Origin of the sequence: Herbaspirillum sp. GW103, from assembly GCF_000261365.1 — a bacterium.
Taxonomy (GTDB): domain Bacteria; phylum Pseudomonadota; class Gammaproteobacteria; order Burkholderiales; family Burkholderiaceae_D; genus Herbaspirillum.
Genome location: NZ_AJVC01000001.1, coordinates 101,104 through 117,576, shown reverse-complemented (window position 1 = coordinate 117,576; position 16,473 = coordinate 101,104). Strand labels below are relative to the sequence as shown.

Here is a 16,473-nt window from a genome sequence, read left to right as displayed (position 1 = left end):
GCTCATGGCTCAACCCGGTTGAAATCTTTATGCGCATGCTTTCCCGAATGAAGTCCCGTCATCACACCGCTGCCCTCGGCCTGTTGGCCGCACTGGCCGTCACGCTGGCCGGCTGTTCCTCGACCAAGGCGCCGGAACAGGCGGCGCCCACCGATACCTCGGGCGTGAAGGTGACCGGCAAGAGCAACAGCCTGTTCGGCTTCCTCAAGCCCTATCGCATCGACATCCAGCAGGGCAACTTCGTCTCCAAGGAAATGGTGGCGCAACTGCGCCCGGGCCTGACCCGCGACCAGGTGCGCTTCGTGCTGGGTACGCCGCTGCTGACCGACATGTTCCACAGCAACCGCTGGGATTACGACTTCCGCCTGGCCAAGGGCAATGGCGAGATCATGACCAGCCGCGTCTCGGTGTTCTTCAAGGATGACCTGCTGGATCACGTCGAAGGCGGCCAGAACCTGCCCACCGAGAGTGAATACCTGACCCTGATCACCGATGCCAAGGTCGGTTCCAAGGCCAGCTTCACTGACAAACCCAAGGATGAGAGCGAGATCAAGCCGGCCTCGCCGGTGGCGCCTTCCTCGGCCACCAACAAGTAAGCCCTGTCTCCTGCACTTCCTTCTTCCGAGTTTCACATGACTGCATTGAATATCGCGGTGACCGGCGCCTCCGGGCGCATGGGCCGCATGCTGATCGAAGCCATCCTCAACGCCGAGGATCTCAAGCTCTCCGGCGCCCTCGATACGCCCACCTCAGCGGCCATCGGCACCGATGCCGGCCTGTTCCTGGGCAAAACCACGGGCGTGATCATTGAATCGGACCTGGCACGCGGCCTGGCCGGGGCTGACGTACTGATCGACTTCACCCGTCCGGAAGGCACCCTCAAGCACCTCGAATACTGCGCCGCCCATGGCGTGAAGGTAGTCATCGGCACCACCGGCTTCGAAGCCGAAGGCAAAGCGGCCATCGCCGAATTCGCCAAGCGCACCGCCATCATGGCCGCCCCCAACATGAGCGTGGGCGTCAACGTCACCATGAAGTTGCTGGAACTGGCGGCCAAGAATTTCTCGCACGGCTACGACATCGAGATCATCGAAGCCCATCACCGCCACAAGGTCGATGCACCTTCCGGCACGGCGCTGAAGATGGGCGAAGTCATCGCCGATGCGCTGGGCAAGAAGCTCGACGACGTCGCGGTTTATGCACGCGAAGGCGTCACCGGTGAACGCGATCCGTCCTCCATCGGCTTTGCCACCGTGCGCGGCGGCGACATCATTGGCGATCACACGGTGCTGTTTGCCGGCATCGGCGAGCGCATCGAGATTTCGCACAAGTCGTCCAGCCGCGTCTCGTACGCCATGGGCAGCCTGCGCGCCGCGCGCTTCCTGGCCGACAAAGAGACCGGCCTGTATGACATGCAGGATGTGCTGGGCTTCAAGTAAGCCTGGCCCGCCACCACAGGAAATGCCCGACGCTGCCGCGCCCCACCAGGTCCGGCAGCGAATTTTTTTGGGGCCGGCCGCTCCAAGCGACTGCCCCGGACTTCACCGTCATTGACTCCCTGCCGCAAGCGCGGCGTCTTTCCCGAAAGCACCTACCATGGAACAGAACATTGGATTTGCCCACTACTGGGCGCAAGGCGATGCCGTTTCCCACTCGGTGGCCTATCTGCTGTTGCTCATGTCGATCGCCAGCTGGTTCTACATCCTCTCCAAGGCCTGGGCCGCCTGGCGCATCCGCCGTGGCAGCAATGCGCTGGAACAGTTCTGGCAGGCACCGACCCTGGCCGATGCCACCGCCGCCATGCAGCGCGTGGACAGCGAACTGATCTACACCCCCATGGCCGAACGCGCCGCCGAAGCCGCCGACATCGGCACCCGCCAGCAAGGTACGCCATCGCTCAACGCCGCCACCGATCCGGGTGAACTGATCACGCGCACCCTGCGTCGCGAAATCAACCGGGTCTCGGCGCGCCTGGAACGCGGCCTCACCCTGCTGGCCTCGGTCGGCTCCACGGCCCCCTTCGTCGGTCTGTTTGGCACCGTCTGGGGTATCTACCATGCGCTGGTGGCGGTCTCGGCCAGCGGCACGGTGCAGATCGACAAGGTGGCCGGTCCCGTGGGCGAGGCGCTGATCATGACCGCGCTGGGCCTGTTGGTGGCCATCCCCGCCGTGCTGGCCTACAACGCCTTCACCCGCATCAATCGCGTGGTGCTGGCCGAACTGGATGGCTTCGCGCACGACCTGCATGCGTATCTGACCACCGGCGAGCGCGTCGGCGGCATGCGTAAATAATTTCTTCGACACGACCTTTGAGAGGAGTCCATCATGAGTTTCGGCGGATTCAACGACAACCACAACTCGGGCCCGATGGCCGACATCAACGTCACCCCGATGGTGGACGTGATGCTGGTGCTGCTGGTGATCTTCATCATCACCGCACCCATGTTCACCCACGCCCTGAAGCTGGACCTGCCCACCGCGCAGTCCAGCCCGGCCCCGGAAAAACCGGAGACCATCACCCTGGGCATCGATGCCGCCGGCAAGCTGTACTGGGACGACCAGCCGGTCAGCGCAGAGGACATGGATGCGCGCCTGGCCACGGCTGCGGCCAAGAAGCCGCAGCCCGAGCTGCAGTTGCGTGCCGACAAGTCGACCCGTTATGAAATGATCGCTGAAGTGATGTCAGCCGCGCAGGGTGCGGGGCTGACCAAGCTGGGCTTCGTCACCGATCCCAAGGACGGCGGCAAGCGCGAGAAGAAAGCAAACTGAAAGAGAGCAGGCATGGCCACCGTACAACTGGCGGGCGACCGCATCACCGACTGGGAGAGCTTCCACACCGAAAGCGCGCAAGCCTTCGGCTTCCCGGATTTCTATGGCCGCAGCATGGATGCCTGGGTCGATTGCCTGTCCTATCTGCGCGATGACGACGGCATGTGCAAGTTCAGGCTCAAACCCAAGGAAGTGCTGACCATCGAGATCAGCCACAGCGCCGACCTGCACCAGCGCCTGCCAGATCTGGTGGAAGATGTGGAATTCTGCTGCACGGCCATCAATGACCGTTGCGAGGATTATGGCGAGCCGCCGGTGATTGCGCTGGTCTGGAAGTGATATCCCCTACTTCCATTCATCGCCGCCATCGCTGCGGCGGCCCCGATTGATCTATTGCACAGATCAATCGATCAACTCATCCCCATCATAAAACGGATACGGCCCATCGAATTCCCCGATGAAGGCCGTATGGCTGACCAGACTCGCCGCCGCCGCATCCCACCAGTGCAACTGGAAACCCGGCGGCTCCATCACGAAGCAGGACGGTGCCTGTGCATCCAGATCCAGTTGCACCTGATGCGACACCCCCGGACAAGTCGTCGCCAGCGTCCCGCCAAAGCGGCGCTGGATGGAGCGATGCAGGTGCCCGCACAGGATGCGCTCGACCTGCGGATGCTTGCGTACCACCGCTTCGAGCGCCTGCGGATTGACCAGCCCCATGTCATCCATGTGTCCGATGCCGGTGGTAAAGGGCGGGTGGTGCATGGCAATCACGGTCGGACGCTGCGGCTGCTGCGCCAGCACCTCATCCAGCCACAGCAGGCTGGAGGCAGCCAGTTCGCCACCGCTGGCACGCGGGATCACGGTATCGAGCGCAATGATGCGCACCGGATACTGCTCGATCACATACTCGATGCGCTCGCCCCCCTGCTGCAGGTAGGCATGGTCGGCAAACGCGGTACGCAGCGCACGGCGCTCGTCATGGTTGCCCGGCAACAGGTAGTAGGGCATGGTCAGCGGTGCCAGCAATTGACGCAGGCAGGCATATTCGGCGGGCTTGCCAAAGTCCACCAGATCGCCGGTGATGACCAGCACATCCGGCTTCTGCTTCAGTGCATTGACCTGCCGCACGCAGCGACGCAAGGCCTCGGCGGTATCCACCACGCGATAGGATTTCTTGCCATCGGTCTTGATGTGCAGGTCGGAAATCTGACCCAGGATCATGCGCTCTCCTTCTCGGCGCGCGGCGCCAGTTTCACCAGTGCCTCGGCGGGCACGCGAATGGCGATCTGCTGCCCGGCCTCCCACCAGCCACGGCGGCTGGTCTCGGCGATGACGGGACGCTCGGTGCCGATCTCGATTTCAAAACGGCTGCGGTCGCCGAGGAAAAAGATGTTGAGCAACTTGCCGCGCACGCACTGGGCATCGGCTTCGGTGACATCCACTACCTCGACATCTTCGGGACGGAACAACGCGCAGGCCTGCTGCCCTTGTTGTGCCGCATCGAGCTGCTCCAGCAGCGGCAGGCTTCCGCTGGGCAACAACAATCTATCTCCTGAAACGATACCTTGCACGCGATTCATCGCGCCGATGAAATCGGCCACGAAGTCATTGGCCGGATGATAGTAGATTTCACGCGGCGTGCCGATCTGCGAGATCCTGCCACGTTCCATGACCACGATGCGGTCTCCCAGCGCCATGGCCTCGCCCTGGTCGTGGGTGACGTAGATGGCGGTGATGCCCAGACCACGCAGCAGCTTGTTGAGATCGCTGCGCACGGCTTCGCGCAGCTTGGCGTCCAGAGCGGTCAGCGGTTCGTCCAGCAGCAGCACGCGCGGCTCCATGGCCAGTGCGCGCGCCAATGCCACGCGCTGCTTCTGGCCGCCCGAGAGCTGGTCCACGCGGCGATGCGACAGGCCCTGCAGATGCACCATGTCCAACAGGCGTTCCACCTGCTCGGCGCGTTCGCCGGCGGGGATCTTGCGGATCTTCATGCCATAGGCGATGTTCTCGCCCACGCTCATGTTGGGAAACAGCGCATAGTTCTGGAACACCATGCCTACACCGCGCTTTTCAATCGGCAAGGCAGTCACGTCTTCGTCACCGAAGAAGACTTGCCCGCCCATATCGGGAAACTCCAGCCCCGCGATCATGCGCAGCGTGGTGGTCTTGCCGCAGCCCGAGGGCCCCAGCAGAACCAGGGTTTCACCGGGATGGATATCAAGGTCCAGCGGCTGCAGCGCACGCGTACCGTTGGAAAAGGACTTGGCGCATTGCTGCAGGCGGATGGAAACGGCTTCTTGCTTGGGCTTCATAGACTGACTTTCTTGCGTGTTGCCTGGGTCGCCCACTGCATGCCGATCAGGAGCGGAATGATCATGAAAAAGAAGATCAGCGTATAGGCCGATCCCACCTCCAGCCGCATCGATGCGTAAGCATCGGCCAGACCCACCGGCAGAGTCTGGGTCAGCGGCGTGTGCAGCATCCAGGTGATGTTGAATTCGCCGATGGACAGCGTCACGACCATGAGCGCCCCGGCCAGAATGCCCGAGGCCGCATTGGGAATGACGATGCCGAAGAAGCGACGCAGGCGCCCGGCACCGAGGCTGGCGGCGGCTTCTTCCAGTTGCGCCAGCTGCGAGGACTGCATCACCGCCAGCACCGGCCGCACCATGAAGGGCAGCGTGAAGATGACATGGCCGACCAGGATGAAGAAGATGCTGGCGCGGAACTCGCGCAGCTGACCATAGGCCATGATCAGCGCCAGCGCAGTGGCCAGCCCGGGCACAGCCACCGGCATCATCAGCAATTCTTCGATGATGCGCGCCAGGCGACTGTGACCACCGCGATAGCGCGCCAGCATGTAGGCCAGCGGCACTCCCGCCACCAGCGTCACCGCCAGGCAGGCCAGCGCGATGATGAGCGAGCGCCAGATGGTGGGCTGGTACATGTCCCACACCTGGGCTACCCAGCGCAGCGTGAGCCCGCTGGACAAACCGACGAAGAAATTCTCGGTCACACCGGCCAGCATCGACAGCACCACCGGCACCACCAGGAAGGCGCAGACCAGCAGCGTGAAGGCCAACTGAAGATAAAAACGGAAACGATTCTGCATGGCCTCTTCCTTATGCCGCCGCCGCAACGCCGCTGCCGGTGAGCGAACGCGCCAGCGCCAGCACGGCCCAGGTGAACAGCCCCAGCACGATGGACAGCGAAGCGGCCGTGGCAAAGTTGGCGTAGCCGGTAAATTCGTTGTAGATGGTCATGGGCAGTACATCGATATTGGCCGCCAGCGTGAAAGCCGTCCCGAAGGCACCGACGCTGGTGGCAAAACAGATCGCACCCGACGAGATCAGCGCCGGCAGCAGTGCCGGCAGCACCACGTGCAGCAGCACCTGCCAGGGCCTGGCGCCCAGCGAGCGCGCCGCTTCTTCCAGCGACGGGTCGAGCTTTTCGGCGGCGGCCACGACGGTCAGGATCACACGAGGAATCGAGAAATACAGATACCCCAGAAACAGCCCCGCCAGCGAATACGCAAACACCAACGATTCACCGAAGAGCCAGTTGGTCAGTGAACCGATCAGACCCTGGCGCCCGGCCAGCATGATGACCATGAAGCCGACCACCACGCCGGGAAACGCCAGCGGGAAGGTCAGCATGGCCAGCAACAGCGACTGGCCGGGAAAGCGATTGCGTTGCAGGAACAAGCCCACGAACACCGAGATGGCCAGCGTGGCAGCCGTCACCACCGCCGACAACAACAGCGTGGAGACCAGGCTGGTGAAGTAATGACGGTTGGTCAGCACCGCCAGATAGGCCATCGCCCCCTCCGGTCCCGAGGCGCCCACGCCGACCAGCCGCACCATGGGCAGCAGCCAGAAGGCGCAGAAGATCGTCAACCCGGGCAGGGCGAACCACAGCCACACGCCGTTGCCTGCGGTCCGAGGGCGCGCACCGGAGACGGAGGGGATCATGCTTTTCATGCTTGCTCCTGCGGTCTGCATTCAACGCACTTCGGCCAGGTAACGCTCGCCGAACTTGCGCTGGGCTTCGGCCATCTTGCCGTAGTCCACCGACTTGGCACGGGCGTATTCAGCAGCCGGCAGGAAGCGCGCTTGAGCTTCCTTGGACATGGCCGAGGCACGCACCGGACGCAGGTAGGCATTGGCCCAGATGGCCTGGCCCTGGTCGGACAGCAGGAAGTCCAGCACCTTCTTGGCGTCGGCCTGGTGCGGACCGTTCTTCACCAGCGAGACCACGTAGGGCACGGTGACGGTCCCTTCGGTGGGGATCACGAAGGCCACGTTGGCGTGGTCCTTGTACTTGGCGCGATAGGCGTCGAAGTCATAGCCCAGCAGGATGGGAATCTCGCCCGAGATCAGACGCGCGTAGGAAGTCTGCTTGGGGACGATGGGCTGGTTCTTCTGCAGGTTCTTGAAGTAGGTGATGGCCGGCGAGAAATCGTCCAGCGTGCCGCCCATGGCCTGGTTGATGGCCACCGCGCCGACATAACCGACGAAGGCCGAGGCCGGGTCGAGGTAGCCGATCAGGCCCTTGTATTCGGGCTTCTGCAGGTCGGCCCAGGACTTGGGCACGGGCTTGCCCTTCAAGGCATCGACGTTGACCATGATGCCCAGGGTGCCGGAGTGGATGGTGACCCAGTAACCGTCAGGATCCTTCAGTCCGTTGGGAATGTCATCCCAGTGCGCCGGCTTGTAGGCGGCCACCAGGTCCTTTTTCTTCGCTTCAATGCCGAAGGACACGCCCAGGTAGGTGAAATCAGCCACCGGACTGGCTTTCTCGGCGGTCAGCTGGGCCAGGGCCTGGCCGCTGTTCTTGTTGTCGGGCGGCACGGTGATGCCGGTCTTGTCCTTGATGGCCTTGATCTGCGCGGCCCAGTCGGCCCACTCGGGCGGACAGTTGTAGCAGATCGCGGTCTGGGCCGATGCAGCCAGGGAAGCCGACAGCAACAGCGCGCCGGCAGCGGTTTGAATAACACGTTTCAGGAACATGTCAGATCCTTTCCTAGAGGTTGAACAACGAGGGGACAACGAATGAGCCATTGCGGATACATCACGACGAAAGCGGTGCAGGCGGCGCCACCGACCCGCCCGCGCGCAGGACGTGCGGGAGGATGTGGCGCACGGCGTCGGTGGCGGCAGTGCTGATGGCGGGCCCCTCCCCGGCGGCAGCCACGGCCGCCGCAGGCACCGCACGCTCGATGGCCTCGACCAGGGTGCGCAGGGCGACATCGCCAATCTGCTCCGAAGGTTGAACCACGCTGGCCAGCACCGGCTCGATGAGGGCCCCCACGGGAATGCCGTCGAAACCCATCACCGAGATATCGCCCGGCACCTGCAAGCCCAGCGCGCGCAGGTCGCGCATGGCACTCAGGGCCAGCAGGTCGTTGGAACAGAACAGGGCCGTGGGACGGTGCAGCGGATCGGCCATCATCTGCTGATAGTCGGTGGCGGCCGTGAGCGTATGGCGCTCGACCTCGATGGCCGGCAGCGGCGTGAGACCTGCGGCCTGCATGGCATCGAGATAGCCGCTATGGCGCTGCATGGCGCGATCGGAGGCATTGAAGCGCCCCGAGAGCATCTGGATGCGGCGATGCCCCAGCGCGATCAGGTGGCTGACGGCATCGCAGGCAGCGACGCGGTTGTCTACCGAAACTGAAGCGCGGTGGCTGGCCGCACCGGTGGCGGCCAGTTGGTTGTAGGCCAGCACGAAGGGAATGCGTTCGCGTTCCAGCAGGTCCAGCGTGGCATTGGCGCCGGCATCGGCCACCGTCAGGATCACGCCATCGACGCGATGTCCGAGCAGCAGTTCGACTGCGGCCGATTCGTCTTCCGGCAGGTATTCGGTGGTGGTGAACATGACCGAATAGTCCAGCGCCCGCGCTGCCAGCTCGATACCTTGCAGGCACTGGGCGAAGACCGTGTTGGACAGGGTCGGCACCACCACCCCGACCGTGCGCGAATTGCCGGCGCGCAGGTTGCGCCCGGTGAAATTGGGACGAAAGCCCAGCTCGGCGATGCTGCGATGGATCTTCTCGGCGGTTTCCGCACTGACCGAGCCTGGCTTGTTGAGCAGGCGCGAGACGGTGGCAATGGAGACGCCAGCCAGATGGGCAACTTGTTTGATGGACGGACGCACGGGGGTTTCCGGGGCAAATGAAAACGATTTCATGATGCCGCCCGATTGTTACGCCCTCATGACCACCAAAGCCTACGAGATGTGAACGAAAAATTCATAACTGCCTGGTCCGGGAGACTTTCAATTGAAGGACAAGCGACGCGGCCAAATTCTCCCAAACCCGAATAAAAAATTGCTTTTTCACAATTTTTCGAGAATTAACAAGAATACTTTCGAGAACACACCACTCGGCGGCTGTCGATGGTTTCATACGCCATGCCAGCTCCCATGCTGGCCAGCAACACCGACCCAGTCCGTCGCCCCCTCGTAGGCGGGAACCGTGTAGCTGCTATCCCTGTTGCCACACTGCTCAGGCACAGGGGTCTTGGCCCGCCTCTTTACCGAGGCGGGTTTTTTTTCGGGCAGGCGGGTCGACGGTCGGCCAAGGCGGGCCGGAATGCCGCGCCGGGGCGGCGAGCCGGTATAATGCAGGGTTTCGAATTGCAATCCCCTCCCAACCGAATTCCATCCGTATCAGCCCGTCATGCAAGATAAATACAGCCCAGCCGAAGTCGAACAGTCCGCACAGCAGCACTGGAACGCCATCGACGCCTACAAGACCGTCGAAAACGCCCGCGACAAGGAAGGTCGCGACAAGAAGAAGTTCTACGCCTGCTCGATGCTGCCCTATCCCTCCGGCAAGCTGCACATGGGCCACGTGCGCAACTACACCATCAATGATGTGATGTATCGCTACCTGCGCATGAACGGTTACAACGTCCTGATGCCCATGGGCTGGGATGCCTTCGGCATGCCCGCCGAAAACGCCGCCATGGCCAATGGCGTGCCGCCGGCGCAGTGGACTTATTCCAATATTGAATATATGAAGTCGCAGATGCAGTCCATGGGCCTGGCCATCGACTGGTCGCGCGAGATGACGGCCTGCCGTCCCGAGTACTACAAGTGGAACCAGTGGATGTTCCTGAAGATGCTGGAGAAGGGCATCATCTACAAGAAGACCGGCACCGTGAACTGGGATCCGATCGACCAGACCGTGCTGGCCAACGAACAGGTCATCGATGGCCGCGGCTGGCGCTCGGGTGCCGTGATCGAAAAGCGCGAGATCCCGATGTACTACGCCAAGATCACCGACTACGCCGACGAACTGCTGGAACACGTCGAGACCAGGCTGCCCGGCTGGCCCGAGCGCGTGCGCCTGATGCAGGCCAACTGGATCGGCAAGTCCACCGGCGTGCGCTTTGCCTTCCCGCACCAGATCAAGGGCGCGGACGGCCAGCTCATCAACGACGGCAAGCTGTTCGTCTTCACCACCCGCGCCGACACCATCATGGGCGTGACCTTCTGCGCCGTCGCCCCGGAACACCCGCTGGCCACGCTCGCCGCAGAAAGCAATCCGGCCCTGCAAGCCTTCATCGCCGAGTGCAAGCAAGGCAGCGTCATCGAAGCCGACATGGCGACGATGGAAAAGAAGGGCATGCCCACGGGCCTGTACGTGACCCATCCGCTGACCGGTGAGCAGGTCGAAGTCTGGGTCGGCAACTATGTGCTCATCACCTACGGCGACGGCGCCGTGATGGGCGTGCCGGCGCATGACGAGCGCGACTTTGCCTTCGCCCGCAAGTACGATCTGCCGATCAAGCAGGTCATCGCCGTGGAAGGCAAGACCTACTCCACCGAAGCCTGGGAAGAATGGTATGGCGACAGGGAAGCCGGCAAGACCATCGCTTCGGGCAAGTACGATGGCCTGGGCTATCAGGCCGCCGTCGATGCAGTGGCCGCCGATCTGGCCGCACAGGGTCTGGGCGAGAAGAAGGTGACTTTCCGCCTGCGCGACTGGGGCATCTCGCGCCAGCGCTACTGGGGCACCCCCATCCCCATCATCCACTGCCCGGATTGCGGCGATGTCCCCGTGCCCGAGAAAGACCTGCCGGTGGTGCTGCCGGAAGACTGCGTGCCCGACGGCAGCGGCAATCCGCTCAACAAGCATGAGCAATTCCTCAAGGTCGACTGCCCCTGCTGCGGCAAGCCGGCCCGTCGCGAAACCGACACCATGGACACCTTCGTGGATTCGTCCTGGTACTACATGCGCTATACCTCGCCGGGCAGCAACGATGCGATGGTGGACTCCCGCAACGATTACTGGATGCCCATGGACCAGTACATCGGCGGCATCGAACACGCCGTGCTGCACCTGCTGTATGCGCGCTTCTGGACCAAGGTCATGCGCGACTTCGGCCTGGTCAAGTTCGATGAGCCCTTCACCAACCTGTTGACGCAAGGCATGGTCTTGAACGAGACCTACTATCGCGAAGACGCTGCTGGCAAGAAGACCTGGTACAACCCGGCCGACGTCGACCTGTCCTTCGACGACAAGGGCCGTCCGGTCTCGGCCGTGTTGAAGGAAGACGGCCAGCCGGTGATGATCGGCGGCACCGAGAAGATGTCCAAGTCCAAGAACAACGGCATCGACCCGCAAGCGCAGATCGACCAGTACGGTGCCGACACGGCCCGCCTGTTCACCATGTTTGCCTCGCCGCCGGAGCAGACCCTGGAATGGTCCGGTGCCGGCGTGGAAGGCGCCAACCGCTTCCTGCGCCGCGTGTGGGCCTTCGGCTACAACAACGCCGCGCGCATCACCGCTGCCGGTGCGGTCGATGCAGCCCAGCTCGATGATGGCCTGAAGACCCTGCGCCGCGAAGTGCACAAGGTCCTGCAGCAAGCTGACAACGACTTCAAGCGCATTCAGTACAACACCGTGGTTTCGGCCTGCATGAAGATGCTCAACACGCTCGAAGCGGCCAAGCCGGCTGCCGGCGCCGCGGGTGATGCGGTGATTGCCGAATGCTTCTCGATCTTCCTGCGCGTCTTGAATCCGGTGGCCCCGCACATCACCCATGTGCTGTGGCAGGAACTGGGCTATGCCAAGGCACAGGGCGACATCCTCGATGCGGCCTGGCCGCAGGTCGATGCGGCGGCGCTGGAGCAGAGCGAGCTGAAGCTGGTAGTGCAGGTCAACGGCAAGCTGCGCGGTGAAGTCACCGTCCCCAAGGATGCCGACAAGGCCGCCATCGAAGCGGCTGCGCTGGCCAATGAAGACGTCAAGAAATTCCTGACCGGCGCACCGAAGAAGGTGATCGTGGTGCCGGGCAAGCTGGTCAACATCGTTGCCTGATCCGGCCCAACCTCAACGACGGAACTCCATGCACGCTCAAGTCCAAATCAAGCGTTTCTCGCAATGGCTGCTGCTGGTGGCCGCGGCCGTGATGCTCACGGCCTGCGGTTTCCATCTGCGCGGCGCCGCCGACCTGCCCTTCAAGACCATCTACCTGGGCTTCACGCCCAACTCGGTGGTCGGGGTGGAACTCAAGCGCAACATCGAGGCCAGCGGTGCCAGGGTGGTGAGCGAACCCAAGGAGGCTGAAGCCAACCTGAAGGTGCTGACCGATACCCGCGACCGCCAGGTACTGACCTTGAACACCGATGGCCGCGTGCGTGAATACGCGCTGTTCCAGCGCTTCACCTTCTCGGTCACCGATGCCAAGGGCGTGCTCGTGATCCCTCCCACGGCCATCACCCTGCGTCGCGTCATCACCTATGACGAGAACCAGGAACTGGCCAAGCAGGCCGAAGAAGCCCTGCTCTACCGCGACATGCAGTCCGACCTGGTGCAGCAGATCCTGCGACGCCTGTCGGCCTCCAAGACGGCCATCCGCAACGAGAAGGCTGCGGCCGGTGCGGATTCCTGACCGGCGCACGGGATCACCATGCAGCTGCGCCACGACTCCCTGGACGCCCATCTCGGCAAATCGCTGGCCTCACTCTATGTGATCGCCAGTGACGAGCACCTGCTGGCCCTGGAAGCGGCTGACAAGATCCGCCGCAGCGCCCGCGCCAACGGTTATACCGAGCGCGAGGTGCTGGTAGTGGAGCGCAGCTTCAAGTGGGGCGAACTGCTGGCGGCGAACCAGTCGCAATCGCTGTTCGGCGACAAGAAGCTCATCGAGCTGCGCATCCCCACCGGCAAGCCCGGCAAGGATGGCGGCCAGGCGCTGCAGGATTACGCGGCCAATCTGTCGCCCGACAATCTCACCATCATCAGCCTGCCCAAGCTGGACTGGGCCACGCAGAAGGCGGCCTGGGTCGGCGCGCTCCAACAGGCGGCGGTCTACATCGACATCCCGCTGGTGGAACGCGCCCAGTTGCCAGGCTGGATCGGCAACCGGCTGGCCGCCCAGCAGCAGAGCGCAGACCGGGCCTGCCTGGACTTCATCGCCGACCGCGTGGAAGGCAACCTGCTGGCCGCACACCAGGAGATCCAGAAGCTGGCCCTGCTGCATCCGCCCGGCCAGCTCGGTTTCGACCAGGTGCAGGATGCGGTGCTCAACGTGGCACGTTACGATGTCTTCAAGCTCAACGAAGCCATGCTCTCCGGCGACATTGCGCGCCTGACGCGCATGATGGAGGGCCTCAAGGGCGAAGGCGAGGCCCTGCCGCTGGTGCTGTGGGCCGTCACCGAAGAAATCCGCACCCTGCTCAAGCTCAAGTCCGGCATGGCCCAGGGCAAGCCGGTGGGGGCACTGTTGAAGGAATACCGCATCTGGGGCCCGCGCGAACGCCTGATGGAACCGGCCCTGCGCCGCATCAGCCTGGGCGCGCTGGAACAGGCCCTGCAGGAAGCCGCCCTGGTGGACCGGATGGTCAAGGGCCTGCGCGCCCGCAGCTTTGCCGGCGACCCGTGGGACGCCTTGCTGCAGCTGGGACTGAAACTGGCACGCGGACACTGACATCACCCGCATTGAACCCGACGCGCAGCGCGCCCCGGAGAAAACCCTATGGAAAACATCGACCTCTACATGAACCGCATCGGCCAGCAGGCCCGTGCCGCCTCGCGCGCCATGGCGCGCGCCGATACCGCCGCCAAGAACCAGGCGCTGCTGCTGATCGCCGCCGCCATCCGTCGCGAGGCTGACGCCCTGCGCGCGGCCAATGCGCTGGACCTCGACGCAGCGCGCGCCAATGGCCTGGCCGAGGCCATGCTGGACCGCCTGACCTTGTCGGACAAGGCCATCGCCACCATGGCCGAGGGTCTGGAGCAGATTGCGTCCCTGCCCGACCCCATCGGTGAGATCAGCAACATGAAGTACCGCCCCACCGGCATCCAGGTCGGCCAGATGCGCGTACCGCTGGGCGTGATCGGCATCATCTACGAAGCCCGTCCCAACGTCACCGTGGATGCTGCCGGCCTGTGCATCAAGAGCGGCAACGCCACCATCCTGCGCGGCGGTTCCGAAGCCATCCATTGCAACCAGGCGCTGGCCAGGCTGGTCAAGGAAGGTCTGGCCGGTGCCGGTCTGCCGGAAGAAGCGGTGCAGGTGGTGGAGACTACCGACCGCGCCGCCGTGGGCGCGCTCATCACCATGCAGGAGTACGTGGACGTGATCGTCCCGCGTGGTGGCAAGGGCTTGATCGAGCGCCTGATGAAGGAAGCCAAGGTACCGATGATCAAGCACCTCGACGGCATCTGCCACGTCTACATCGACGACCGCGCCGACAGCCGCAAGGCGCTGGATGTGGCCTTCAATGCCAAGTGCCATCGCTACGGCACCTGCAACACCATGGAAACCCTGCTGGTCGCGCGCAACATTGCCGCCACCATCCTCCCGCCACTGTCCGAGTTGTATCGCGTCAAGGAAGTGGAACTGCGCTGCGATGCCGAAGCTGCCGAGATCCTGGCCGGGTATCCGCTGCTCAAGGCGGCCACCGAAGAGGATTGGGACACCGAATACCTGGCGCCCATCCTGGCCGTGAAGGTGGTGGCCGACATGGATGAGGCCATTGAGCACATCAACCGTCACTCTTCGCAGCACACCGACAGCATCGTCACCGAGGACTACACGCGCGCCATGCGTTTCCTGCGCGAAGTGGATTCGGCCTCAGTCATGGTCAATGCCTCGACCCGCTTTGCCGATGGCTTCGAATACGGCCTGGGTGCGGAGATCGGCATCTCCAACGACAAGCTGCATGCACGCGGCCCGGTGGGACTGGAAGGATTGACCTCGCTGAAGTACGTGGTGCTGGGCCAGGGACAGGTCCGCCAGTAACTCATTTCGGAAGAACGCAAATGCTGACTCGCTTAAAAGTTAGGGGTTTCAAGAGTCTGGAAGATATCGACGTTGCCTTCGGACCATTCACCTGCATCGCGGGTACGAATGGCGTGGGCAAATCCAATCTTTTTGATGCGATTCTGTTTCTGAAGGATTTGGCGGACAAGTCAATCATTGAGGCCGCCAACCGGGTCAGAAACCGGGATGGTCACAACCGCAGCGATATCCGTTCTTTGTTTACAAAAACGATTTCATCTCAGGCGGAAGAAATCGAATTCGATGCAGAGTTCATTGTCAGCCCAAAGGTGATTGATGACTACCGCAGGGAAGCCAGCCCCAAGGTCACCTATTTGAAATACAACCTGGTCCTGAGGTATCTGCCGGCCACGGATAAGGGCCCAGAAGGCATCGAGCTGACGCGAGAGGTACTGACCTTCGTTCAAAAGGGTGAGGCACGAAATAGACTTGGCTTCGAACATAGCAAGGAGTTTTTTGATTCCGTTTACCACGGCGGGAGCAAAATCAATTTTATTTACACGGATGTCGAAGACGGCCATCCGGTTCTGAAAGTCAGACAAGACCAGAAAGGTGGGAATCCCGTCACCATTCCGATTGCAAACACTGAGAGAACCGCACTGAGCGGCATCAACAGCATTGATCGTCCGACGGCTCTGGCGGCCCGTCGCGAAATTCAGTCCTGGACTTTGTTGCAGTTGGAACCCTCTGCATTGCGCCGTCCTGATGACTTTGTCTCGGTGAGTAAAGTCTCCTCTATTGGCGAGCATCTTCCGGCAACGCTATCCCGGTTGGAGAAGATCGCCGGGAAGAATGCAGAGATTGCAAACGAATTGGCCAATTTGCTTCCCGACGTCGCCAATGTCTCCGTTGACATCGACGAGCCTCGTCAGTCGAAGACCTTGTATCTGGAAACCACGACAGGGATCAGGCATGAGGCCAGAGCCTTATCGGACGGGACATTGCGATTTCTGGCCTTGTCGATTATCGGAGCAGACTCCGACAGCGGTGGCGTCATCTGCCTGGAAGAGCCTGAAAATGGCATTCACCCCGCACGAATTTCCGCGATGATTCAATTGCTGTACCGAATGACGGCAGATCCTCTTGTACCGGTCGATAGCACGGATAATCCTCTTCGACAGGTCATCATCAACACCCATTCTCCATCGGTGATTGAGAAAATTGTCACTGATGATCTGGTCGTTTCACAAGCCATCAAGAAGGACGGTGCGCAGCTTTCGCGCTTTACGGCGGTCACGCAAACTTGGCGTGAAGCCGCAATGTGTGGAGCTGGCCATCCCCCGATAGGCTATGGCGCATTGCTGGACTTTCTCAACATTGAGGATTCTGAAGATCAAATCGAAGAGGGAAAAACGGTACGTCATTACTTGAAACATCAGCTTGGCATGATCGGACGCTAAGGGGA

16 protein-coding genes are annotated in these 16,473 nt (G+C 62.4%); 10 read left to right on the top strand and 6 right to left on the bottom strand.

Features of this window, described 5'->3' with window-relative positions:
- The first annotated feature begins 47 nt into the window (after positions 1 to 47).
- The 5 genes from GWL_RS00525 (at position 48) to GWL_RS00505 (ending at position 3,108) form a co-directional block, all read left to right on the top strand.
- Positions 48 to 596, top strand: a complete 549-nt coding sequence (locus tag GWL_RS00525; protein ID WP_008325478.1) for an outer membrane protein assembly factor BamE — start codon at positions 48 to 50, stop codon at positions 594 to 596.
- A 36-nt stretch (positions 597 to 632) separates the two neighbouring features.
- Positions 633 to 1,439, top strand: a complete 807-nt coding sequence (gene dapB, locus GWL_RS00520; RefSeq protein WP_008325477.1) for a 4-hydroxy-tetrahydrodipicolinate reductase — start codon at positions 633 to 635, stop codon at positions 1,437 to 1,439.
- 157 nt (positions 1,440 to 1,596) lie between these two features.
- Positions 1,597 to 2,292 carry a MotA/TolQ/ExbB proton channel family protein gene (locus GWL_RS00515; protein WP_008325475.1) on the top strand — a complete coding sequence of 232 codons (696 nt, stop codon included), beginning with the start codon at positions 1,597 to 1,599 and terminating at the stop codon, positions 2,290 to 2,292.
- A 33-nt stretch (positions 2,293 to 2,325) separates the two neighbouring features.
- Positions 2,326 to 2,769, top strand: a complete 444-nt coding sequence (locus GWL_RS00510) for a biopolymer transporter ExbD (RefSeq protein ID WP_008325474.1) — start codon at positions 2,326 to 2,328, stop codon at positions 2,767 to 2,769.
- Positions 2,770 to 2,781: 12 nt separating this feature from the next.
- Positions 2,782 to 3,108, top strand: a complete 327-nt coding sequence (locus GWL_RS00505) for a barstar family protein (RefSeq protein WP_008325472.1) — start codon at positions 2,782 to 2,784, stop codon at positions 3,106 to 3,108.
- A gap of 63 nt (positions 3,109 to 3,171) precedes the next feature.
- Here GWL_RS00505 and GWL_RS00500 read toward each other — a convergent pair whose 3' ends face one another.
- From GWL_RS00500 to GWL_RS00475, 6 genes are all read right to left on the bottom strand, one after another.
- Positions 3,172 to 3,993 (bottom strand): phosphodiesterase, encoded by an 822-nt coding sequence (locus tag GWL_RS00500; RefSeq protein ID WP_008325470.1) that lies wholly within the window; start codon positions 3,991 to 3,993, stop codon positions 3,172 to 3,174.
- Positions 3,990 to 5,084 carry an ABC transporter ATP-binding protein gene (locus GWL_RS00495; protein ID WP_008325467.1) on the bottom strand — a complete coding sequence of 365 codons (1,095 nt, stop codon included), beginning with the start codon at positions 5,082 to 5,084 and terminating at the stop codon, positions 3,990 to 3,992. The genes GWL_RS00500 and GWL_RS00495 overlap by 4 nt, the downstream gene beginning before the upstream one ends.
- Positions 5,081 to 5,884, bottom strand: coding sequence for an ABC transporter permease (locus GWL_RS00490; RefSeq protein WP_008325465.1), 804 nt, complete (start codon positions 5,882 to 5,884; stop codon positions 5,081 to 5,083). The genes GWL_RS00495 and GWL_RS00490 overlap by 4 nt, the downstream gene beginning before the upstream one ends.
- 10 nt (positions 5,885 to 5,894) lie before the next feature.
- The gene (locus GWL_RS00485) at positions 5,895 to 6,752 is read right to left on the bottom strand and encodes an ABC transporter permease (RefSeq protein WP_008325462.1); all 858 of its coding nucleotides are present in this window, start codon (positions 6,750 to 6,752) and stop codon (positions 5,895 to 5,897) included.
- A gap of 21 nt (positions 6,753 to 6,773) precedes the next feature.
- Positions 6,774 to 7,781 carry an ABC transporter substrate-binding protein gene (locus GWL_RS00480; protein ID WP_008325461.1) on the bottom strand — a complete coding sequence of 336 codons (1,008 nt, stop codon included), beginning with the start codon at positions 7,779 to 7,781 and terminating at the stop codon, positions 6,774 to 6,776.
- Between the two features lie 61 nt (positions 7,782 to 7,842).
- A complete protein-coding gene (locus GWL_RS00475; protein ID WP_008325460.1) occupies positions 7,843 to 8,928 on the bottom strand; it encodes a LacI family DNA-binding transcriptional regulator in 1,086 nt (361 codons plus the stop codon).
- Between the two features lie 523 nt (positions 8,929 to 9,451).
- Here GWL_RS00475 and leuS point away from each other — a divergent pair.
- The 5 genes from leuS to GWL_RS00450 are packed head-to-tail and all read left to right on the top strand — an operon-like array spanning position 9,452 to position 16,468.
- Positions 9,452 to 12,100 carry a leucine--tRNA ligase gene (gene leuS / locus GWL_RS00470; RefSeq protein ID WP_008325456.1) on the top strand — a complete coding sequence of 883 codons (2,649 nt, stop codon included), beginning with the start codon at positions 9,452 to 9,454 and terminating at the stop codon, positions 12,098 to 12,100.
- Between the two features lie 28 nt (positions 12,101 to 12,128).
- The gene (lptE, locus tag GWL_RS00465; RefSeq protein ID WP_008325454.1) at positions 12,129 to 12,674 is read left to right on the top strand and encodes an LPS assembly lipoprotein LptE; all 546 of its coding nucleotides are present in this window, start codon (positions 12,129 to 12,131) and stop codon (positions 12,672 to 12,674) included.
- Positions 12,675 to 12,692: 18 nt separating this feature from the next.
- Positions 12,693 to 13,712, top strand: coding sequence for a DNA polymerase III subunit delta (gene holA, locus GWL_RS00460; protein WP_008325447.1), 1,020 nt, complete (start codon positions 12,693 to 12,695; stop codon positions 13,710 to 13,712).
- Between the two features lie 48 nt (positions 13,713 to 13,760).
- On the top strand, positions 13,761 to 15,029 hold the full coding sequence (locus GWL_RS00455) for a glutamate-5-semialdehyde dehydrogenase (protein WP_008325445.1): 1,269 nt from the start codon (positions 13,761 to 13,763) through the stop codon (positions 15,027 to 15,029).
- A 20-nt stretch (positions 15,030 to 15,049) separates the two neighbouring features.
- Positions 15,050 to 16,468, top strand: coding sequence for an AAA family ATPase (locus GWL_RS00450; RefSeq protein WP_008325443.1), 1,419 nt, complete (start codon positions 15,050 to 15,052; stop codon positions 16,466 to 16,468).
- The last annotated feature ends 5 nt before the right edge of the window (positions 16,469 to 16,473 follow it).

Bases quoted from the DNA above. Each gene is read 5' to 3' on its own strand.
- GWL_RS00525 (WP_008325478.1), top strand. From the start codon at position 48: ATGAAGTCCCGTCATCACACCGCTGCCCTCGGCCTGTTGGCCGCACTG.
- dapB (WP_008325477.1), top strand. From the start codon at position 633: ATGACTGCATTGAATATCGCGGTGACCGGCGCCTCCGGGCGCATGGGC.
- GWL_RS00515 (WP_008325475.1), top strand. From the start codon at position 1,597: ATGGAACAGAACATTGGATTTGCCCACTACTGGGCGCAAGGCGATGCC.
- GWL_RS00510 (WP_008325474.1), top strand. From the start codon at position 2,326: ATGAGTTTCGGCGGATTCAACGACAACCACAACTCGGGCCCGATGGCC.
- GWL_RS00505 (WP_008325472.1), top strand. From the start codon at position 2,782: ATGGCCACCGTACAACTGGCGGGCGACCGCATCACCGACTGGGAGAGC.
- GWL_RS00500 (WP_008325470.1), bottom strand. From the start codon at position 3,993: ATGATCCTGGGTCAGATTTCCGACCTGCACATCAAGACCGATGGCAAG.
- GWL_RS00495 (WP_008325467.1), bottom strand. From the start codon at position 5,084: ATGAAGCCCAAGCAAGAAGCCGTTTCCATCCGCCTGCAGCAATGCGCC.
- GWL_RS00490 (WP_008325465.1), bottom strand. From the start codon at position 5,884: ATGCAGAATCGTTTCCGTTTTTATCTTCAGTTGGCCTTCACGCTGCTG.
- GWL_RS00485 (WP_008325462.1), bottom strand. From the start codon at position 6,752: ATGAAAAGCATGATCCCCTCCGTCTCCGGTGCGCGCCCTCGGACCGCA.
- GWL_RS00480 (WP_008325461.1), bottom strand. From the start codon at position 7,781: ATGTTCCTGAAACGTGTTATTCAAACCGCTGCCGGCGCGCTGTTGCTG.
- leuS (WP_008325456.1), top strand. From the start codon at position 9,452: ATGCAAGATAAATACAGCCCAGCCGAAGTCGAACAGTCCGCACAGCAG.
- lptE (WP_008325454.1), top strand. From the start codon at position 12,129: ATGCACGCTCAAGTCCAAATCAAGCGTTTCTCGCAATGGCTGCTGCTG.
- holA (WP_008325447.1), top strand. From the start codon at position 12,693: ATGCAGCTGCGCCACGACTCCCTGGACGCCCATCTCGGCAAATCGCTG.
- GWL_RS00455 (WP_008325445.1), top strand. From the start codon at position 13,761: ATGGAAAACATCGACCTCTACATGAACCGCATCGGCCAGCAGGCCCGT.
- GWL_RS00450 (WP_008325443.1), top strand. From the start codon at position 15,050: ATGCTGACTCGCTTAAAAGTTAGGGGTTTCAAGAGTCTGGAAGATATC.